Source organism: Streptomyces sp. NPDC093568, assembly GCF_044764945.1.
Classification (GTDB): domain Bacteria; phylum Actinomycetota; class Actinomycetes; order Streptomycetales; family Streptomycetaceae; genus Streptomyces.
This window is the reverse complement of record NZ_JBIWJD010000001.1, coordinates 1,590,676-1,611,288: the sequence shown is the minus strand read 5'-3', so window position 1 is coordinate 1,611,288 and position 20,613 is coordinate 1,590,676. Positions and strand designations below refer to the sequence as shown.

Below are 20,613 nucleotides of genomic sequence, written 5' to 3'. Positions count from 1 at the left end.
TCGCCTCTTCGGCTCAGGGACCCGGCCGTGCCGCTGGTCCGCCGTTCGTGTACCGGTTCGCCCACGCTAGGCGGGGCGTGACCGGGGACATCAGTGGAAGCTCTCCACCCCTCGGTCACCCATGGCCGAGTTCGTCGTCGAGGAAGGCGAACATCTCGTCGTCCGACAGGCTGTCCGTGTCGAACTCCGGCGCCCCCTCGGGGTCGTTGCCGTCCGGGTCCGGAGCGGCGAGGGCCGACCAGCGGGTGCGCAGGACGTCGAGCCGTCCCGCGATCTGCCGGTGGGCCGCGCCGTCGGCGGACGGCTGCGGCAGGGCCGCGATCATCTGCTCGACGTGTTCCAGGGCGGCCAGCAGGCCGTCGGCCCCGGTCCGCTCGGCCTCGGGCGCGAGCAGCGTGTACAGGTGCCGGGCGACCGCCTCCGGGGTGGGGTGGTCCAGCGCCAGGGTGGCCGGCAGCCGCAGGCCGGTGGCGGTGCTCAGCGCGTTGCGCAGCTCCACCGACATCAGCGAGTCGAACCCGAGGTCGCGGAAGGCCCGCGCCGGTCCGACGTCCGTGGTGCCGCCCGGCCGGTGCCCGAGGACACGGGCGGCCTGGTCCCGCACCAGCTCCAGTACGGCCGTACGCCCATCGGAGGGGTCCAGCGCCGCGAGCCGGGCCACGAGCCCCGCATCGGTGGAGCGCGCCGCGGACCGGCGTACCGGGACCAACTCCCGCAGCAGTTCCGGCACGTCGTCGCGGGCACGCAGCGCGGCCACGTCGATCCGCACCGGCAGCAGCACGGGGTCGGTGGCCGAGACGGCCCGGTCGAACAGGGCCAGGCCCTCGTCGGTGCGCAGCGGCGGGAACCCGGCCGCCCGCATCCGCTCGACGTCGCGTCCGCCGAGCGCGCCGGCCATTCCGTCCGACCGCGACCACGGTCCCCAGGCCAACGAGCGGCCCGGCAGTCCGAGCCGGTGCCGGTGCCGTACAAGGGCGTCGAGGAAGGCGTTCGCGGCGGCGTACGCGCCCTGTCCGGCGTTGCCGAAGGTGCCGGCGGCGGAGGAGAAGACGGTGAACGAGCGGACGTCCGGCAGCAGTTCGTGCAGATGCCGGGCGCCGTCGGCCTTGGGCCGCAGCACCGCGGCGAGACGCTCGGGCGTGAGGTGTGCGGTGGTCGCGTCGTCCAGGACGCCCGCGGCGTGGACGACATGACCGACCCGCCGTCCGGCCAGGGCGGCCGCGAGGGCGTCCCGGTCTCCGGCGTCGCAGGCCACCGCCTCGACGCGGGCGCCCTGCCCGCTGAGCTCGGCGACGAGGTCCTCGGCGCCGGGCGCCTGCGTGCCGCGCCGCGAGAGCAGGAGCAGGTCGCGCACGCCGTGCCGGGCGACGAGATGGCGGGCGAGGACGGCACCGAGCCCTCCGGTGCCGCCGGTGACGAGCACGGCTCCCCCGCCGTCGAGGGGCACGCCGCCGTCCGGCCCGCTGTCACCGGAGTCGCGGGGCAGCCGCTCCAGCCGCGGCACCAGCACCTCACCGTCCACCACGGCCACTTCGGGCTCCGTGACACTCAACGCAGGGACCAAGCCGCCGAGTTCCCCGGGAACATCGAGCAGGCTGATCCGGCCGGGATGCTCGCTCTGCGCCGAGCGCAGCAGCCCCCACGCGGCGGCCGCACCGGGATCCGCCCCGGTGGTGGCCCCGCGCACCAGCACGACGAGCCGTGCCCCGGCGAGCCGTTCGTCGGCCGGCCAGCTCTGGGCGAGGGACAGCGCGGCACGCGCAAGGGCCTGAGCCGAGCCGACCGGATCGGCGCCGCTCTCGTGCAGCAGCGCGAGCACGAGGGCGTGGTGCGCGGACACGGCGGCGAGGTCGTCGTACGCCACCGCCTTGACGTCGGCGGCGGCCAGCTCCGCGGCGAGATCGTCGGGCAGCGCTCCGAGCACGGCGATCTCCGTGGGCGGCCCGGCGGGGAGGTCGCCGAGCGGCGTCCACGCCGTCCGCAGCAGCGCGTCCGGCGCGGCGGCGGACCCGGCACCGGCCATCCCGTCACCGTCGACGGGCCGTACGGTCAACCCTCCGACGGTGAGAACGGCGCCGCCCTCGCCGTCGGCGGCCTCGATACGGACGGTCCGCTCCCCCGTCCGCACCAGCCGGGCGCGCACCGTGCGGGCGCCGGACGCGGCGAGCACCACGTCCTCCCACGCGAACGGCAGCGCCGCCCCCTCGTCGCCGCCCGCGCCCGTGAAGCCGGCCGCGTGCAGGACCGCGTCGAGGAGGGCCGGGTGGACGCCGTAGCCGTCGGCGTCCGTCTCCGCAGCCAGGGACACCTCCGCGAACACCTCGTCGCCACGCCGCCAGGCGTGCCGCAGCGCGCGGAAGGACGGCCCGTAGTCGAAGCCGGCGTCAGCCAAGTTGTCGTAGTGGGAGGCGAGTTCGATCGCCTCGGCGTCCTCCGGCGGCCACACTCCGGTGCCCGTGACGGGCGCCTCGGCGGAGGGCCGCGTCAGCGCGCCGTGAGCGTACGCCGTCCACGGGGCGTCCGTTCCGTCCCGCTCGGGGCGGCCGTGCACGGTGAAGGTGCGCCGCCCGGTGTCGTCGTCGGCGCCACCCACCCGGACCTGCAGCCTGACGGGCCCGCCGTCGTCGGGCAGGACGAGCGGGGCGACCGTGGTGAGTTCGTCGATGCGCGGGGCGCCGACCTCGTCGCCGGCCCGGATCACCAGCTCGACCAGGGCCGCGCCGGGCACCAGGGTCCGGCCGAGCACCGTGTGGTCGGCGAGCCAGGGGTGCGTGCCCGGCGAGAGCATGCCGGTGAACACCGCGCCGTCGCCGTCCGCGAGCAGCATCGCCGCGCCGAGCACGGGGTGCCCGGCGGGCACGAGACCGGCGGAACGCACATCGCCGGGGGCCCGGCCGGCCGGCTCCGGCCAGAAGGGGCGGTGCTGGAAGGGGTAGGTGGGGATGTCGGTGAGCCGGGCGCCGGTACCGGCGAAGTACGCCGCCCAGTCGACGGGCACACCGTGCACGAAGAGGTCCCCCAGCGCGCGAGCCAACGCCTCTTCCTCGGGGCGGTTCCGACGCAGAGCCGCGACCGCGAGGGCCGTCTCTGGGGCGGACCGCTGCACCAGGGCGGCGAGGACGCCGTCCGGGCCGATCTCCAGGAAGCGGGTGACGCCCTGGTCGGTGAGGGTGCGGATGCCGTCGGCGAAGCGGACGGTGTCGCGAACGTGGCGGACCCAGTAGTCGGCCGTGTCCGGGGATGCGAGCTCCCCGGTGAGGTTGGAGACAAGGGGGATGCTCGGCTCGCGCAAGTGCAACTCAGCGATCGACGCGCGGAACTCGTCGAGCATCGGGTCCATGAGCGGCGAGTGGAACGCGTGCGAGACGTGCAGGCGTGTCGTACGACGGTCCGGCAGGGCTGCGGCGACGGCGAGGACGGCCTCCTCGGCCCCCGAGAGCACCACAGAGGACGGCCCGTTGACCGCCGCGATGCTGACCCCGGCGGTGAGATACGGCGTGACCTCATCCTCGGCCGCCTCGACCGCGAGCATCAACCCGCCCTCAGGCAGCGCCTGCATCAGCCGCGCCCGCGCCGACACCAGAGCGCACGCGTCCGCCAGCGACAGCACACCCGCGACATGAGCGGTAGCGATCTCACCGACTGAGTGCCCGGTCAGGTACTTCGGCGTGACACCAAACGAGGTCACCAACCGGTACAGCGCCACCTCGACGGCGAAGAGGGCCGGCTGAGCGAACTCCGTACGGTTCAGGACCTCCTCGTCGTCACCCCACATAACGTCTCGCAGGCGCGGATCCAGTTCGGCCAGGACCTCGTCGAGCGCTCGCGCGAACACCGGGAAACGGGCGTGCAGTTCGCGTCCCATGCCGAGACGCTGGGCGCCCTGCCCGGAGAACACGAACGCCAGCGGCCCCTCCACGGCCACTCCCCTGGCGCCCTCCCCCACACCGTCCGCCGACGGCAGCAGCACCGCGCGGTGATCGAAGAAGGCCCGGCCGGTGGCCGCGGTGAAGCCGACGTGCACCGACGGCTCGTACGACTGGAGTTGCCGTACCCGAGCGTCCAGGGCCTCTTCCGAGCGAGCCGTGACGACCAGGGGAACGAGGCGTTCGACGTCTTCCGGCACGGGCTCCTGCTCGGGGCCGGCTTCGAGGATGACGTGGGCGTTGGTGCCGCTCAGGCCGAAGGAGGAGACGGCGGCTCGGCGCGGGTGGTCGGTGTCCGGCCAGGACATGGGCTCACGGACCAGCTCCACCGCTCCGGCCGACCAGTCCACGTGCGAGGACGGAGCATCCACGTGCAAGGTGCGCGGAACGGTGCCGTGCCGCATCGCCAGCACGCTCTTGATCACGCCCGCCACGCCGGCGGCGGCCTGGGTGTGGCCCAGGTTGGACTTCACCGAGCCCAGCAGCAGGGGGCGTTCCCGATCCTGACCGTAGGTGGCGAGCAGCGCCTGCGCCTCGATCGGGTCGCCGAGTGTTGTGCCGGTGCCGTGTGCCTCGACCACGTCGACGTCCTGCGCGTTGAGTCCCGCCGAGGCCAGCACCTGCCGGATGACGCGCTGCTGCGACGGACCATTCGGCGCGGTCAGCCCGTTCGAGGCACCGTCCTGATTGACCGCGCTGCCGCGTACAACCGCCAGAATCCGGTGCCCGTTCCGCACGGCATCCGACTGCCTCTCCAGCAGCAGCACGCCCACGCCCTCGGCCCAGCCGACGCCGTCGGCCGCATCCGAGAACGCCTTGCACCGACCGTCCGGCGAAAGTCCGCCCTGCCGGGAGAACTCCACGAAGGTCGTCGGCGTCGACATCACCGTCACACCACCGGCCAGCGCGAGTGAACACTCCCCACCACGCAAGGCCTGCGCGGCGAGATGCATGGCCACGAGCGACGACGAACACGCCGTGTCGATCGTCACCGTCGGACCCTCCAGGCCCAACGCATAAGCCACACGCCCCGACGCGATACTCGGCGCGCTGCCGTTGCCCCGGAAGGCCTCGTGCTCCTCCCCCGGCAGCAGCTCCCGGTAGTCGTTGTACATGACGCCCGCGAAGACACCGGTCCGGCTGCCGCGCAGGGCCGTCGGGTCGATGCCGGCCCGCTCGATCGCCTCCCACGCGGACTCCAGCAGCAACCGCTGCTGCGCGTCCGTCGCCAACGCCTCCCGAGGGCTCATCCCGAAGAACTCGGGATCGAATCCGGCGACATCGGCGAGAAAGCCGCCGGCTCGAGTGGACGACGTACCGGTGTGCTCCGGGTCCGGGTGGTAAAGCCGTTCCAGGTCCCAGCCCCGGTCCTCCGGGAAGCCGGAGACGGCGTCGACGCCGTCGGACACCAGCCGCCACAGATCCTCCGGCGACTCGACCCCGCCCGGGTACCGGCAGGCCATGCCCACGATCACGACAGGGTCGTCCGTGAGCGGGGTCGCGGGCCGGAGGTCGGCAGGGTCCGCCGTCGTGCCCGACAGGCGCTCGCGCAGGTAGGTCGCCAGTGCCTCGGGCGACGGGTGGTCGAAGACGAGGGTGGCGGGCAGCCGCAGGGCCGTCGCGGTGGCGAGGGCGTTGCGCAGTTCGACGGCGGTCAGGGAGTCGAAGCCCAGGTCCCGGAAGGGGCGCCGGGGTTCGACGGCCCCGGCGTCGTCGTGGCCGAGCACGGCGGCGGCGCGTGCGCGGACGACGTCGAGGAGCAGCGCCCGCTGTTCCTCCGCCGTCCTTCCCGCGAGCCGGTGAGCAAGGTCGCCGTCGGTCGTCGTACGGCTCCGGAACAGGGCGCGCAGCAGGGGCGGAACCTCGGCACGCGCCCGCAGGACCGCGTGGTCGAGCCGTACGGGCACCAGGACCGGTGCTTCGCCGGCCGTGGCGGCGTCGAACAGGGCCAGGCCCTCCTCGACGGTGAGGGGACGCAAGCCCGAGCGTGCCAGGCGTTCGTGGTCGGTGCGGTCGAGGTCGCCGGTCATGCCGTCGGTCAGCTGCCACGGCCCGTAGGCGAGGGAGGTCGCGGGCAGATCGAGGGCGCGGCGGTGGGCGGCCAGGCCGTCGAGGTAGGCGTTGGCGGCGGCGTAGTTCGCCTGGCCGGTGCCGCCGAAGGTGCCGGCCGCCGACGAGAGCAGGACGAACGCCCGGACGTCGGGGAGGAGTTCGTGCAGGTGCTGGGCGGCGTCGGCCTTGGGGCGCAGAACCGTGGCGAGGCGTTCGGCGGTGAGGGCGGTGAGCACGCCGTCGTCGAGGACGCCGGCCGTGTGGACGACGGCTCCGACGGTCCGGCCGGTGAGCAGGTGGGCCAGTGCGGCGCGGTCGGCCACGTCGCAGGCGGCGATCTCCACCTCGGCGCCGAACTCGGCGAGCTCGGCGCGCAGTTCGTGCGCGCCCGGGGCATCCGCGCCGCGCCGGGACACCAGCAGCAGGTCGCGGGCGCCGTGGTGGGTGACGAGGTGGCGGGCGAGGGCGGCGCCGATGCCGCCCGTGCCGCCGGTGATCAGCACGCTGCCCGGTCCGGTCCAGAGGTCTCGGGGCTCGGGGATGCCGGGCTCGTGGCGGGTCAGGCGCGGTGCGAGCAGTTCCCCGCCGTGTGCGGCGATCTCCGGCTCACCGCCTGTGTCGTAGGCGGCCAGAAGCCTTTCCGGGGCGGGGAGTTGGCGCTCGTCCGGGTCGTGGGTGAGGAGGGCCAGGCGGCCGGGGTGTTCGTTCGCCGCCGAGCGGACCAGGCCCCGGACGGCTTCGAGGACCGGGGTGTCCTCGTCGGCCGTCACGACGACCAGGCGGGACGACGCGTACGGCGTGGCGGCCAGCCAGGTCTGGAGGAGGTCCAGGGTGTGGCGGAGCGTGCTGTGCGGGTCCCTGGCGGTGATCTCGGTGAGGACGAGGTCCGGTGCCGCTGTGGTGCCGGTCTCGAGGCCGCGCAGGATGTCGGCGCCCGGTGGGGCCCAGGCCGGGGGCTCCCCCGGGGTGAGGACGGCCGTGCGGGCGGTCGGTGCCGCTTCGAGGGCCGGTACGGGCGTCCAGGTGCGTCGGAACAGCGCGTTGGGGACCGTTGTTCGGATCTCGGACGGAGGCCTGGTGAGGAGGGAGCCGACGGAGGCGACCGGGGTGCCCGAGGGGTCGGTGACGGTGAGCCGGACGGCGGCTGTGTCCGTGGCCGTGTCGGCGGCGCGGACGATGTGGGCGCGCAGTGTCCGTGCGCCGGTGCCGCCGTAGAGGTCCAGGTTCTGCCAGCTGAACGGGAGCCCGGGCGTGCCGCCCGTGAAGACGGCCGCGTGCAGGAGGGCGTCGAACAGGGCGGGGTGCGGGCCGAAGCCGTCGGTGTCCGTGTCGTCCGGCAGGGCGGCCTCGGCGAACACCTCCGTGCCGCGCCGCCAGACGCCGGTGAGCGTCCCGAACGGCGGGGTGTAGTCGAGGCCCGCGTCGGTCAGTTCGGCGTAGAGGCCGTCGAGGTCGACCGGTTCCGCGTCGACGGGGGGCCACGGGACGGCCGTACCGGGTGCGGGGGCGTCGGTGGTGGCGGCGAGCAGGCCGGCCGCGTGGCGCAGCCAGGAGGCGTCCGGGTCGTCGTCGGGCCGGGAGGAGACGGTGACGGGGCGCAGTCCGGAGTCGTCGGGCTCGGCGACGGACACCTGGAGGGTCAGGGCTTCGCCGTCGGGCAGGACCAGCGGCTGTTCGAGGGTGAGTTCGCCGACGTGGCCGTGACCGAGTTCGGCGCCGGCTCGGGCGACGAGTTCGGCGAGCGCGGTGCCGGGGAGCACGACTCGGCCGGCGACGCGATGGCCGGTGGTCCAGGGGTGGGTCGTGGTCGAGACGCGGCCGGTGAACAGGGCGGCGTCGGAGCCGGCGAGGCGGACGGCCGCTCCGAGGAGCGGGTGGTGTACGGCGGTCAGGCCCGAGCCCCGGACGTCACCACGGGCGGGCCCGGCGGCCGGCCAGTAGCGCCGGTGCTGGAAGGGGTAGGCAGGCAGCCTGGTGCGGCGGGCCGCGGTGCCGGTGAACAGGGCGGGCCAGTCGACGGGCACCCCGGCGGTGAACAGCCGGGCCAGCGCCGTGACCAGCGTGGTCTCCTCCTCTCGGCCCGACCGCAGCAGCGGCACGGCGAGCGCGTCGGCCTGCTCGGGGAGGTTCGACTCGACGAGCGCGGTGAGGGCGGCGGTGGGGCCGACCTCGACGTACGTCCGCACCCCGGTGTCGGCCAGCGAGCGGACGGCGTCGCCGAAGCGGACGGTCTCGCGCACTTGCCGGACCCAGTGGTCCGGGTCGGTCAGCTCGGCTTCCCCTGCGGCGGCTCCGGTCAGGGTGGAGACGACGGGTAGGTGGGGCGGGCGGAGGTCCAGGCCGTCCAGTGCCTCGCGGAAGGCGGGCAGCATGGGGTCCATGTGCGCCGAGTGGAAGGCGTGGCTGACCGGGAGGCGGGTGGTGCGCCGGCCGGGGAGGGCGGCGAGGGTGGCCTCGACGGCGGTGGGGTCGCCGGAGACGACCACGGCGGCGGGCCCGTTGACGGCGGCGAGCGTCGCCCCGGCCGCGAGATGCGGCCGCACGTCGTCCTCGTCTGCCTCGACGGCGACCATGACGCCGCCCTCGGGCAGCGCGTCCATCAGGGTGGCCCGCGCCGTGACCAGGCGGCACGCGTCGGGCAGGGTGAGGACGCCGGCGACATGGGCGGCGGTGATCTCGCCGACGGAGTGCCCGGCCACGATGTCGGGGCGCAGGCCGAGGGACTCCAGCAGCCGGTACAGGGCGACCTCGACCGCGAACAGGGCGGGCTGGGCCGCGCCGGTCCGGTTCAGCGCGGCCTCGTCGGCGCCCCACAGCACGTCCCGCAGAGCGGGGTCGAGCAGGGCCAGCGTCTCGTCGAGGGCGGCGCGGAACACCGGGAAGCGGTCGTACAACTGCCTTCCTGCGCCGAGGCGTTGGGCGCCCTGGCCGGAGAAGAGGAAGGCCGTGGGGCCGGGTTCGGCGGCGACTCCCCGGGCGATTTCGCGAGGGCTGCCCGTGCCGGTGGCCAAGGCCACGGCTCGGTGCGGGAAGGGGGTGCGGGTGGCGAGGGTGAGTCCGACGTCCAGGACATCGGCGCGGTCGCCGAGGTGGGCCGCGCGGGCGTCGAGGGCGGCGGCCGTACGGGCGGAGAGCACCCAGGGAACGACTGCCGGCGTCACCCCGGCGTGGCCCGGCCCGGGGTCGTCCTGCGGCGGGGGCGCGGCGGCCTCCAGGATGAGGTGGGCGTTGGTGCCGCTGACGCCGAAGGAGGAGACGGCGGCCCGGCGCGGCCGGTTCGTCTCGGGCCAGGGCGTGTCCTCGCACACCGGACGTACGGCGCCCGACGCCCAGTCGACGTGCTTGGACGGGGTCTCGGCGTGCAGGGTGCGCGGCACGACGCCGTGCCGCAGGGCCAGCACCGTCTTGATGACGCCGGCGACGCCCGCGGCGGCCTGGGTGTGCCCGATGTTGGACTTCACCGAGCCGAGCAGCAGCGGCCGTTCGCGGTCCTGACCGTAGGTCGCGAGGAGGGCCTGCGCCTCGATCGGGTCGCCGAGCCGGGTGCCGGTGCCGTGGCCCTCGACGGCGTCCACGTCGGCCGGGGAGAGCCCGGCGGTGGCCAGCGCCTGGCGGATGACGCGCTGTTGGGCGGGTCCGTTGGGGGCGGTCAGACCGTTGGAGGCGCCGTCCTGGTTGACGGCGGAGCCACGCAGCACGGCCAGCACCGGATGCCCGTTGCGGCGGGCGTCGGACAGGCGCTCCAGCACGACCAGACCGACGCCCTCGCCCCAGCCCACGCCGTCGGCGCCGTCGGAGTAGGCCTTGCAACGGCCGTCGGCGGCGAGCCCGCCCTGGCGGTCGAACTCGACGTACGTCGAAGGGGTGGCCATCACCGTCACGCCGCCGGCCAGGGCGAGGGTGCACTCGCCGCCGCGCAGCGCCTGGGTGGCCAGGTGCAGGGCGACGAGGGAGGAGGAGCAGGCGGTGTCGACGCTGACGGCCGGCCCCTGCAGGCCGAGGGCGTACGCCACCCGGCCGGAGGCCACGCTGTGGGCGCTGCCGGCGCCGCGCAGGCCAGCGTAGCGCTCGTCGGTGAGGAGCGTGCCGTAGTCGCCGTACATGACACCGGCGAAGACGCCGGTCCGGCTGCCCCGCAGCGACACCGGGTCGATGCCCGCGTCCTCGACGGCCTCCCAGGAGACCTCAAGGAGCAGGCGTTGCTGTGCGTCCGTGGCGAGTGCCTCGCGCGGACTCATGCCGAAGAAGTCGGCGTCGAAGTCGCCCGCGCCGGCGAGGAATCCGCCGCGTCGGGCCTCCTCCCAGCCGCGCTCCGCGGGGACGTCGCCGATCGCGTCGACGCCGTCGGTGACGAGCCGCCACAGGTCGTCCGGTGAGCCGACGCCGCCGGGGAAGCGGCAGGCCATGCCGACGATCGCCACGGGGTCGTCGTCGGTGGCGGCGGGCCGGGCGGCGGGTTCGCGGGTGTCCGGGGCCCGGTCGCCGGTAAGCCGCTCGTGCAGGTGGGCGGCCAGTTCGGCTGCCGTCGGGTGGTCGAAGACGAGGGTCGCGGAGAGCCGAAGCCCGGTGGCGGCGGTAAGGCCGTTGCGCAGCTCGATGGCGATCAGCGAGTCGAATCCCAGCTCGCGGAAGGGCCGTTGGGGGTCGACGGCGTGGGCGCGGCGATGCCCGAGCACCCGGGCGACCTGCCCGCGTACCAGGTCGAGCAGCTCACGCCGTCGCTCCTCGGGCCCGAGCCGGCCGAGTGCCGCCGCGAGCCCCTCACCGGCGGGCGCGGCAGCGGTGCGGCGCCGTTCGCGGACGAACCCGCGCAGCACGGCGGGGGCGGCGGCCCCGGCGGCCCCCAGCGCCTGTGTGTCGAGGCTCAGCGGCAGCACGACGGGTTCGTCCTGGGCGAGGGCGGCGTCGAAGAGGGCGAGTGCCGTCGCGGTGGGCAGGGGCAGCAGCCCGGTACGGGCCATGCGGGCCCGGTCGGCGCCGGTGAGCTGCCGGGTCATCCCGGCGGAGTCCTCCCACGGGCCCCAGGCCAGCGACAGCGCCGGCCGTCCCGTCGCACGCCGCTCGCGGACGAGGGCGTCCAGACAGGCGTTGGCGGCGGCGTAGTTGCCCTGACCGGCGCTGCCGAGCACACCGGCGGCCGACGAGAACACCACGAACGGTACGTCGGTGTCGACGAGTTCGTGCAGATGGCGGGCGGCCTCCGCCTTGGGCCGCAGCACGGCGGCCACCCGTGCCTCGCTCAGCGCGGTGACCACGCCGTCGTCGAGCACCCCGGCCGTGTGCACGACTCCGCCCAGCGTGCGTCCGGCCAGCAACTCCGCGAGCGCGTCACGGTCGGCCACATCGCATCCGGCGACCTCGGCACGAGCGCCGGCCCGCGTGAGCTCGGCGACCAGTTCGTCGGCGCCGGGCGCGTCCGGGCCGCGACGGGAGACCAGCAGCAGGTCCCGTACGCCGTGCCGCTCGACGAGATGCCGGGCCACGGCGGCACCGAGCCCGCCGGTCCCACCGGTGACCAGGACACTGCCCCGGTCCCAGGCGGGAGTCGGCCCTTCCGGCCCTTCCCCCGCCGTCAGCCGGCTCAGCCTGGGTACCAGCACATCCCCGCCCCGCACGGCGACCTCGGACTCGGCGCCGTCCAGGAGCAGACCGAGCGCGCGGTGCAAGGCGTCCGGCGCCGGACCTTCGGTGAGGGCGAGCACGGCCAGTCGTCCGGGGTGCTCGGCCACGGCCGACCTCAGCAGTCCGCGCACGGCGGCGGAAGCGGGATCGCCGGTGTCGCGCACGACGAGGACCAGCCGGCGTTCGGGCTCGCGCGCGAGAGTGCCCTGGAGCACCGTCAAGGCGTCCGCCACGGCGACCCGCACCTCCGACGGGGGCGACGGCATCACCAGGGCCTCGGCCCCCGCCCCCTCCGGGCTCACGACGAGGCCCGCATCGCGCAGCACCGCGCCGAGCGTGCCGTCGTCGTCACCGGACACCCACAGTGTGCCCGGGCTGTGGGCCTCCTCGGCGGCCGGTACCCAGTCGACGCGGTAGAGCGGACCGGCCGTGGCCGCCGCGTCCAGTTGCCCCGCCGTCATGGCCCGCACCGCCAGCGCGTCGGCGCCGGCCACGGGCTGCCCCGCCGGATCGGCGAGGGTCACCCGGACACGGTCCGGCGCGACGAGCGCCAGCCGCGCCCGCAGAGCCGTCGCGCCCTCGGCGTACAGCGTGAGGCCCTCCCAGGAGAACGGCACCACACCATCCCCCACGAGCAGCGAGGTACCTTGCAGAGCGGCGTCGAACAGCGCGGGGTGCAGGGCGAAGCCCTCCGGCTCCGTCCCCTCGGGCAGCTCCGCCTCGACGAAGACCTCGTCACCGCGCCGCCAGGCGGCACGCAGCCCCTGGAAGGCGGGGCCGTATCCGAACCCGGTCGCAGCACGGTCGGCGTAGAACGTGCCGAGCTCGACCGGCTCGGCACCGGCAGGCGGCCACTCCGCCACCTCCGGCCCGAGCGGCCGCACCTCCTCCGCGCCGTCCAGCAGGCCACTCGCATGGACGGTCCAGGGCGCCTCGGCGTCGGCTTCCGGCCGGGACCGCACGGTGACCGCCCGCCGCCCCTCCGCGTCGGCCGCGCCGACGGTGACCTGCAGTCGTACGGCACCCTCGGCGGGCGCCACCAGCGGCGTGCCCAGGGTCAGCTCCGCCAGCCGTCGGCAGCCGCACTCCTCACCGGCACGCAACGCCAGTTCGGCCAGCGCGGCGCCGGGAAGCAGGGAACGTCCGTGCACCGTGTGGTCGGCGAGCCAGGGCTGCGCGGCGAGAGACAGCCGTCCGGTCAGGACGAGACCGTCGGAACCGGCAAGAGGTACGGCCGCACCGAGCAGCGCGTGCCCGACGGGCTCCAGACCGAGAGCGACGGGATCCTTGGCCGCCAAGGACTGCTGCGGCCAGAAACGCGTGCGCTGGAACGGATACGTCGGTACCTCGGCGGGGCGAGCCGTAGGGCCGGTGAAGAACGCCGACCAGTCGACGGGCACGCCGTGGGTGAAGAGCTGACCGAGGGCCGTGAGGGCTGCGATCTCCTCGGGGCGGTTCTTGCGCAGCGCCGGGACGATCAGGGCGCTCTCGTGGGCGGTTTGCTCGATCAGCGCGGAGAGCACGCCGTCCGGGCCGATCTCCAGGAAACGGGTGACGCCCTGGTCGGTGAGGGTGCGGATGCCGTCGGCGAAGCGGACGGTGTCGCGGACGTGGCGGACCCAGTAGTCCACCGTGTCGGGGGCGGCGAGCTCCCCGGTGAGGTTGGAGACGAGCGGGATGCTCGGCTGGCTGAAGTGCAGCTCCGCGATGGACGCGCGGAACTCGTCGAGCATCGGGTCCATGAGCGGCGAGTGGAAGGCATGGGAGACGCGCAGGCGGGTCGTACGACGGCCCTCGGGCAGGGCGCCGGCGACCGCGAGAACGGCCTCCTCCACACCGGAAAGCACGATCGACGACGATCCGTTGACCGCCGCGATGGACACCTCGTCGGTGAGGAGGGGGGTGATCTCATACTCGCTCGCCTCCACGGCGAGCATCAGCCCGCCCTCGGGCAGCGCCTGCATCAGCCGCGCCCTCGCCGACACCAGAGCGCACGCGTCCGCCAGCGACAGCACACCCGCGACATGAGCGGCAGCGATCTCACCGACGGAATGCCCGGCCACGAAGTCCGGCGTGGCACCGAGGGAGGTCACCCACCGGTACAGAGCCACCTCGACCGCGAACAACGCCGGCTGGGTGAACTCCGTACGGTTCAGAGCCTCCTCGTCCTCACCCCAGATCACGTCCCGCAGAGCAGGGTCCAGCCCGGCTAGAACCTCGTCGAGCGCCTGAGCGAACACCGGGAAACGGCCGTACAACTCCCGCCCCATCCCGATCCGTTGAGCGCCCTGGCCAGAGAACACGAAGGCCAGCGGCCCGTCGGCAGCCACTCCCCTGGCCACCTCGGTGACGCCCTCCGCAGAGGCCAGCAGCACGGCCCGGTACGGGAAGCGCGCACGGCCGTTCGCAAGGACTCGCCCGATGGCTTGGGATTCGCTCTTTGTCCTCAGCCGGTCGAGTTGCACGTCGAGCGCGACGGCCGTCTTGCCGGACACGACCCAGGGAACGATCGCGGACGGGTCGGCGATGTCCTCGAACTCCGGCTCCTGAGCCGCCTGTTCAAGGATGAGGTGAGCGTTCGTGCCACTCACGCCGAAGGAGGACACGCCGACCCTGCGCGGGCGACCGGTGTCCGGCCACAACACCGGCTCCCGGACCAGCTCCACCGCTCCGGCCGACCAGTCCACGTGCGAGGACGGAGCGTCGACATGCAGGGTGCGCGGCACGACACCATGCCGCATCGCCATGATCGACTTGATCATCCCCGCGACACCGGCCGCAGCCTGCGTATGGCCCAGGTTCGACTTCACCGACCCCAGCAACAGCGGCCGTTCACGATCCTGACCGTACGTCGCCAGCAGCGCCTGCGCCTCGATCGGATCACCGAGCGTCGTACCCGTACCGTGCCCCTCGACCACGTCGACGTCCTGCGCGTTGAGTCCCGCCGAGGCCAGGGCCTGCCGGATCACGCGCTGCTGCGACGGCCCGTTCGGCGCGGTCAAACCATTGGAGGCACCGTCCTGATTCACCGCACTACCGCGCACGACCGCCAGAATCCGATGCCCGTTCCGCACCGCATCCGACCGCCGCTCCAGCAACAGCACACCCACACCCTCGGCCCAGCCGACCCCGTCAGCCGCATCCGAGAACGGCTTACAGCGCCCATCCGGCGAAAGCCCACCCTGCCGGGAGAACTCCACGAACGTCGTCGGCGTCGACATCACCGTCACACCGCCGGCCAGCGCCAGCGAGCACTCACCACCACGCAACGCCTGCGCAGCCAGATGCACCGCCACCAACGACGACGAACACGCCGTATCAACGGACACCGCCGGCCCCTCGAAGCCCAGCGCATAGGCCACCCGCCCGGACGCGATACTCGGCGCGCTGCCGTTGCCCCGGAAGGCCTCGTGCTCCTCCCCCGGCAGCAGCTCCCGGTAGTCGTTGTACATGACGCCCGCGAACACGCCGGTCCGGCTGCCGCGCAGTGACGTGGCGTCGATGCCGGCCCGCTCGATCGCCTCCCACGCGGACTCCAACAACAGCCGCTGCTGCGCGTCCGTCGCCAACGCCTCCCGCGGACTCATCCCGAAGAACTCCGCGTCGAAGTCCCCGGCGTCGTACAGGAATCCGCCCTGACGGGTCGAGGAGGTGCCCGGGTTCTCGTGGTCGGGGTGGTAGAGCCGGTCCAGGTCCCAGCCGCGGTCGGACGGGAAGTCCCCCACCGCGTCCACACCCTCACTCACCAGCCGCCACAGGTCCTCCGGGGACGAGACTCCACCCGGGAACCGGCACGCCATCCCGACGACCACCACCGGATCGTCGGCGAGGATCGTCGGGGATGGCGTTGTCTGTGTCCTGGTCCCCGTGGTGGTGTCCGGGAAGAGGTCCGACAGCAGGTGTTCGGCCAGTGCCCTTGGTGTGGGGTGGTCGAAGATCAGGGTGGCGGGCAGGCGCAGGCCGGTCGCCGTGGTGAGGGCGTTGCGCAGTTCGACGGCGGTCAGTGAGTCGAAGCCCAGGTCCCGGAAGGCCCGGCCGGGTTCGACGCGTCGGGCGTCCTGGTGGCCGAGGACGGTGGCCACCTGCTCGCGGACGACGTCGAGCACCGCGGTCCTGCGGTCGCCGGGGTCCTGCGGGGCCAGCCGTTCCGCGAGGCCGACCGGGGTGACGGAGGCCGTCCGCGGCGACGTGCGGCGGGCCGTGGAACGTACCAGCCCGCTCAGGAGTGCGGGGACGTCGTCGCGGGCGCGCAGGGCGGCGCGGTCGATGCGCAGGGGCAGGACGGTGGCGTGGCCCGTACTCGGGGCGGCGTCCAGGAGCGCCAGGCCCTCCTCGGGGGTGAGGAAGGGGAAGCCGGAGCGGGCGAGGCGTGCGCGGTCGACGTCGGTGAGGTCGCCGGTCATGGTGCTGCCCGCGACGTCCCAGGGGCCCCAGGCGAGGGAGAGCGCGGGCAGGCCGAGGGTGTGGCGGTGGGCGGCGAGGGCGTCGAGGAAGGCGTTGGCCGCCGCGTAGTTGCCCTGGCCGGCGCCGCCGAGGGTGCCGGCGGCGGAGGAGAACAGGACGAACGTGCCGGCGTCGGGGGCGAGTTCGTGCAGGTGCCAGGCGGCGTCGGCCTTCGGGCGCAGGACGGACTCGACGCGCTCGGGGGTGAGGGCGCCGATGACGCCGTCGTCGACGGTGCCCGCGGCGTGCACGACGGCCGTGAGGTGCTCGCCGTCGAGCAGTGCGGCGAGCGCGTCGCGGTCACCCGTGTCGCAGGCGACGACGCGGACTCGGGCGCCGAGGTCGGTCAGGTCGGCGGTGAGCCGGTCTGCGCCGGGGGCGTCGGGGCCCCGGCGGGAGACGAGCAGGAGGTCGCGGGCGCCGTGCCGGGTGACGAGGTGGCGGGCCACCACGGCGCCGAGGCCGCCGGTCGCGCCGGTGACGAGGACGGTGCCGGAGACGTCCCAGGCGGGCGGCTGCTGGGCGGCGCGCAGGGCCCGGACGAGCCGGGCGGCCCGCAGGCCCGCCGCGTCGGCGCGCACTTCGGGTTCGGGCGTGGTCAGGGCGCGGTGCAGCAGGTCGCCGTCGGCGGGGCCGTCGAGGTGGAGGACGGTGATGCGGCCGGGATTCTCGGTCTGGGCCGTGCGCAGCAGGCCGCGAGCGGCGGCGGCCGGGAGGTCGCCGGTGGCGGGGGTGGCCACGACCAGGCGGGAGTCGGTGCTGCGGGCGTCCGCCAGCCATGCCTGGACCAGGCACAGGGCGCGCACGGCGGCGGAGGCCGGGCCCTGCGCGGGGCCGGAGGCGATGCGAGTGAGGACGACGGAGGGGACGGTGTCGAGTGCGGCGAGGTCGGGGGCGATGGTGACCCTGGCCGCCGTGGTGCGCAGGGCGTCGGCGAGGTCGTCGGTGTCGGGGCCGATGACGGCGACGGTGAGGTCGTGGGCGGCGCTCTCCCCGAGGAGTTGCCAGTCGACGGTGAACAGGGCGTCGGGTGCGGCGCTCGTCGTCGCGGGGGCGGGGCGGGCGACCAGCGCGTCCACCGTCAGGACCGGGTGGCCGGCGGGGTCGGCGGCCGTCACGGTGACCGTGTCGTCGGCGATGCGGGCGATGCGGGTACGCAGGGCCTTGGCGCCGGTGGCGTGCAGGCGTACGCCCTCCCAGGAGAAGGGCAGGCCGCCCTCGCTGAGGGTGCCGAGGTCGCCGTGGGTGGCGGCGTGCTGGGCGGCGTCGGCGAGGGCCGGGTGGAGGAGGAAGGCGGTGGCGTCGGGGTGTGCCGGGGCGGGCAGCTCGGCCTCGGTGAACAGTTCGGTGCCGCGTCGCCAGGCGGCTCGCAGGCCGCGGAAGACGGGCCCGAAGTCGAAGCCGAGCGCGGACAGGTCGTCGTAGCAGTCGGTGAGGTCGATCGGGTGGGCGCCGGGCGGGGGCCATGCCGTCTCGGGTGGCGCGGCGGCGGGCGTGTGCGGGGCGGTGTCGAGGCGTCCCGTGGCGTGGACGGTCCAGGGGGTGCCGGGGTCCGCGGTGTCGGGGCGGGAGTGGACGCCGACGGTGCGGCGGCCGTCGGCCCCCAAAGGCCCGACGCGGACCTGGAGTTGGACGGCCTCGCGTTCGGCGATCTCCAGGGGGGCGGTGAGGGTGAGGTCGTGGACGCGGTCGCAGCCGACCTCGTCGCCGGCCCGCAGGGCGAGTTCCAGGAAGGCCGTTCCGGGCAGCAGCACCCTGCCGTGGACGACGTGGTCGGTGAGCCACGGCTGCCGGGCGGGGGTCAGCCGGCCGGTGAGGACGGCTCCCTCGCCGTCGGCCAGGTCGACGGTGGCGGCGAGCAGGGGGTGGCCGGACGGGGTGAGGCCGAGGCCGGCGGCGTCGCGGGCGCGGCCGGTTCCGGTGGGCCAGTAGGGCTGCCGTTCGAAGGGGGTGGTGGGCAGGTCGACGCGGCGGGCCCCGGTGTCCCGGTAGAGGGCGGCCCAGTCGACGGTCGCGGCGGCGCTGGCGGTGTGCAGCCTGGCGAGGCCGGTGATCAGGGCGAGTTCCTCGCCGCGGCCGGCGCGCAGGACCGGTGCGGCGACGGTCTCGGGGTCGGAGAGCGTCTCGTCGACGAGCGGGCTGAGCACACCGTCGGGGCCCAGTTCCAGGTGGGCGCGTACGCCCTGGCCGGCGAGGGCGCGTACGGCGTCGGCGAACCGTACGGTGGCGACGGCGTGCCGCATCCAGTGCTCGGGGTCGCGCAGTTCGCGGGCGGTGGCGGTGCGGCCGGTGACGGTCGAGACGACCGGCAGCCGCGGCTCGTCGAAGGTGAGCCGGGCGACGACGGCACGGAAGTCGTCGAGGACGGGCGTCATCAGCGGTGAGTGGAAGGCGTGCGAGACGGCGAGCCGGTGGGTGCGGTGCCCGGCGTCGCGGAGCCGCTCGGCGGCGGCGAGTACGGCCTGCTCGGCGCCGGACAGGACGACGGAGGCCGGGCCGTTGACAGCGGCGAGGGCGACGTCGGCGCCGAGCAGCGGGAGCACGGCGTCCTCGGAGGCCGCGACGGCGACCATCGCGCCGCCCTCGGGCAGCGCCTGCATGAGGCGGCCCCGGGCGGTGACGAGGGTGCAGGCGTCCTCGGCGGAGAGCACGCCCGCGACATGGGCGGCGGTGATCTCGCCGACGGAGTGCCCGGCGACGAATCCGGGCCGCACGCCCAGTGATGCGGTGAGCCGGTACAGGGCGGTCTCGACGGCGAAGAGGGCGGGCTGGGCGTGTTCGGTGCGGTTGAGGGTGGCCTCGTCGTCGCCCCACATGACGTCCCGGAGCGCGGGGGCGAGGTGGCCGAGGACCTCGTCGAGCGCCTCGGCGAAGACGGGGAAGCGGTCGTACAGCTCGCGGCCCATGCCGAGACGTTGGCTGCCCTGCCCGGTGAACAGGACCGCGAGGCCGCCCTCGGCTGCGGTGCCACGGGCCAGTTCGCGCGGGCCGTCCTGGTGCGGCAGCAGTACGGAGCGGTGTTCCAGGTGTCCGCGGCCGGTGGCGAGGGAGTGGCCGACGTCCAGCGGGGGCAGGCCGCGGGCGGCGGCCGTGACGCGGGCGAGCTGGGTGTCGAGGGCGGTGGCGGTGCGGGCGGACACCGGCCAGGGCGTCAGGGCCGGGGCGCGGGGGGCGTCCGGTTCGTCGGTGTGCGGGGCCTGTTCGAGGATGACGTGGGCGTTGGTGCCGCTGATGCCGAAGGAGGAGACACCGGCGCGGCGCACACCGGTCCGCGGCCAGGGCGTGTTGGCGGTGAGCAGCCGGACCGCGCCGGCCGTCCAGTCGACGTCGGGTGTGGGGTCCTCGGCGCGCAGGCTGCGCGGGAGCAGGCCGGCGCGCAGGGCCATGACGGTCTTGATGACGCCGGCGACTCCGGCGGCGCCCTGGGTGTGGCCGATGTTGGACTTCACCGAGCCCAGCAGCAGCGGCCGTTCACGGTTCTGCCCGTAGGCGGCGAGGAGGGCCTGCGCCTCGATGGGGTCGCCCAGGGTGGTGCCCGTGCCGTGCGCCTCGACGGCGTCGATCTGGTCGGGGGTGAGGCCGGCGTTGTCGAGGGCGGCGCGGATGACGCGCTGCTGCGCGGGTCCGTTGGGGGCGCTGATGCCGTTGGAGGCGCCGTCCTGGTTGAGGGCGGTGCCGCGGATCACGGCGAGGACGGGGTGGCCGCCCCGCTGGGCGTCGCTGAGGCGTTCCAGTACGAGGACGCCGGCGCCCTCGCTCCAGCCGACGCCGTCGGCGGCGGCGGAGAACGGCTTGCAGCGGCCGTCGGCGGCGAGGCCGCCCTGCGCGGTGAAGGAGACGAAGGTGCCCGGGGTGCACATCACGGTGGCGCCGCCGGCGAGGGCGAGGGTGGACTCGCCGGTGCGCAGCGACTGCACGGCCCAGTGCAGGGCGACCAGGGAGGAGGAGCAGCCGGTGTCGACGGTGACGGCGGGCCCCTCCAGGCCGAGGACGTAGGAGAGGCGCCCGGAGATCACACCGGCGGCGTGGCCGGTGGTGGCGTAGACGTCCATGTTCTCGCGGGCTTCGGCGACGACCTTGCCGTAGTCCTGGATGGTGGTGCCGGCGAAGACTCCGGTGCGGCTGCCGCGCAGTGCGGTGGGGGCGATACCGGCGCGTTCGAGGGCCTCCCAGGCGGTCTCCAGGAGGAGCCGCTGCTGGGGGTCCATGGCGAGGGCCTCGCGGGGCGAGATCCCGAAGAACGCGGGGTCGAACTCGGTCATCGCGTCGAGGAAGCCGCCTTCTTGGGCGCGGCTGCGGCCGGCGCCGTCGCCGGTGAGGCGGGCGAGGTCCCAGCCCCGGTCGGCGGGGAAGGGGCCGATGGCGTCCCGTCCGTCGACGACCAGCTGCCACAGGTCCTCCGGGGAGGCGACGCCGCCGGGGTAGCGGCAGCCCATGCCGACGACGGCGATCGGTTCCACGGACGCCGAGATCAGCTGCTGGTTGTGCCGCCGCAGCCGCTCGTTCTCCTTCAGGGAGGTCCGCAGCGCCTCGACGTAGGGGTTGGGTGTGTTCAAGGCGGGCTCTCTCA

General features: G+C 74.8%; 1 protein-coding gene. It reads right to left on the bottom strand.

The features are described 5' to 3' along the window. Positions 1–115: 115 nt before the first annotated feature. On the bottom strand, positions 116–20,599 hold the full coding sequence (locus ACIRD7_RS06435) for an SDR family NAD(P)-dependent oxidoreductase (protein ID WP_403450485.1): 20,484 nt from the start codon (positions 20,597–20,599) through the stop codon (positions 116–118). Positions 20,600–20,613 lie beyond the last annotated feature (14 nt).